The 2,035-nt window shown below is 60.7% G+C and carries 1 protein-coding gene; it reads right to left on the reverse strand.

All coding sequences use genetic code 11. From position 1 onward, the window contains the following. A partial coding sequence (locus tag ABX749_RS30975) for a DUF1549 domain-containing protein (RefSeq protein WP_372899436.1) occupies nt 1-2,035 on the reverse strand: 2,035 nt, incomplete at both ends.

Raw genomic sequence — 2,035 nt, forward strand, 5'->3', positions numbered from 1 at the left:
CAACGTGTCCAACGTTTCGATCGCGGAACCTTTTCCCGGGGCGTAATCCAGCCGGCCACTGGCTTGCAGCATGCTGTCTCGCAGTGATTCCGCATCCAGCCGTTTGCGAGCGTGTCGCGACAACCAAATGTTTTCCGGATCCTGTTCGGTCATCCCCGAGTCGGCCAGGCTGCTCAGACCGTACGTTCGCGACAACACAATCGCCCGGATCATCCGCTTGATGGACCAACCCTCGCGGACGAATCGGTTGGCCAAGTGGTCCAACAACTCGGGGTGCGACGGGCGGGCGCCGTACACACCAAAGTCATCGGGCGTGGTGACGATGCCGCGGCCGAACAGATGCATCCAGATTCGGTTGACGATGACGCGGGCGGTTTGCGGGTGGTCGGGGTGCGTCAGCCACTCGGCCAATTCCGCTCGGCCGCTCCGGTCGGTGCCGATGCTGATCGAGATGTCGTTGAAGCCGTCTTTGGTGACGTTTCGATAGGCCGTCAAAACACCGCGCGCGACGGAGGGGCCGAGTTTGGTGCCCTCGCCGTTGATATGGATCTTGCAATCGGTCGGTTTCGCCTTTTCACGAACGCCCATCGCAAACCCCAGTGGCGAAGACGGACGCACGCCCCGCGGTTGGCCCGACGACCGGTGCAGATCGATAACCTCATCATCACTCAACGCGCGAGACAACAGCGTGAACTGGCCGATGTTTCCCGTCAGCGGCGCAAACTTGTCACTGCGGGCGGCCAGGCAATAGTCGAGTGACGTTGCAAAGGTCGCCTCGATTTCGCTGGCGATTTCGAGTCGACCGTTGAGGAACACTTTCACTTGATTGCCGGACCGCACCAGTGCGACATGGTTCCAGCTGTTGCGGGGGATCACCGTGGATCCGACGATTGATGTTTTCTTGACGTTGCCATTGAACACGAACAGTTTTCCCGAACGTGACTTGTCGTGCTTTCCGCCGATCCCCAGATGATCACCGGGCAGCGTTTTGTCATCCAAGGCCGCGCGGGAAAACAAGTACGCCGTGATCGGTCGCGCGTCATTGTTGACGGTGTTTCGGAACCAAAACGAAACGGAGTACGATTCAGTGGGTTGATCGAACCGGCCGGTGAAGCGGGTGTCGTTCACTTCGGCAAAGGTTTCCGCCGAGAAATCCGCTTCGCCCTGGAGCACCAACTCGTCCGGTTTCGATTCCAGCGTCTCGTGAAGTTCCGGTTCGAGGCCGTCGATGAATTCCGAGTAGGCGGCCGGCAGTATCGGCGGTGACGTGCGGTCGGGCTGCTTGCGGGTTGCTTGTAGATCGTCGTGCAACTGGTGCAGCGGCGTCGGCGGCGCCGTCAGTTTCTCATTGCCAGCGGCGCCGTAGAGCGTCTCGGTGCTTCGAAAGATTCCCGCCAGGGCGTAGTAGTCTTTGGTCGGAATCGGATCGTGTTTGTGGTCATGGCATCGGGCGCAAGCGACGCTCAGCCCGAGCACACCGGTGCAGACGACGTTGATTTGGTCGTCGACGACATCCATCGCAAAGTTCTTGTTCATCGCGACGGCCGGTTTGGACCCGATCGCCAAGAATCCGGTTGCGATCAGTTGCCGGTTCCGCTGTTGGGCCGTGGCCGCGGGCAACAGGTCCCCGGCGATTTGTTCGGTCAGGAACCGGTCATAGGGGACGTCTTGATTAAACGATTCGATTACATAGTCACGGTACCGCCAGGCGTTGGGGAACGTCGCATTGCGTCCCAGCCCGTCGTCGCCGTTGGATTCCCCGTAGCGGGCCACGTCCAACCAGTGCCGGCCCCAGCGAACTCCGTACTGGGGACTGTTCAACAGGCGGTCCACCAGGCGCGCCGTCGCCTCGACACCGTGGCGATCGAAGGCGACCAGGAACGATTCGATATCGGCTTGTGTCGGCCGCAGACCGATCAAGTCGTGGTACAGTCGACGAACGAGTTTGCGTGGGTCGGCGTCATCGGTCGGGTGCAGTCCGGCCTGCCGCATCGACGACAACACGAACCGGTCGATCGAATCGCGAGCCCAATCG

Source organism: Stieleria sp. (genome assembly GCF_041595215.1).
GTDB lineage: Bacteria > Planctomycetota > Planctomycetia > Pirellulales > Pirellulaceae > Stieleria > Stieleria magnilauensis.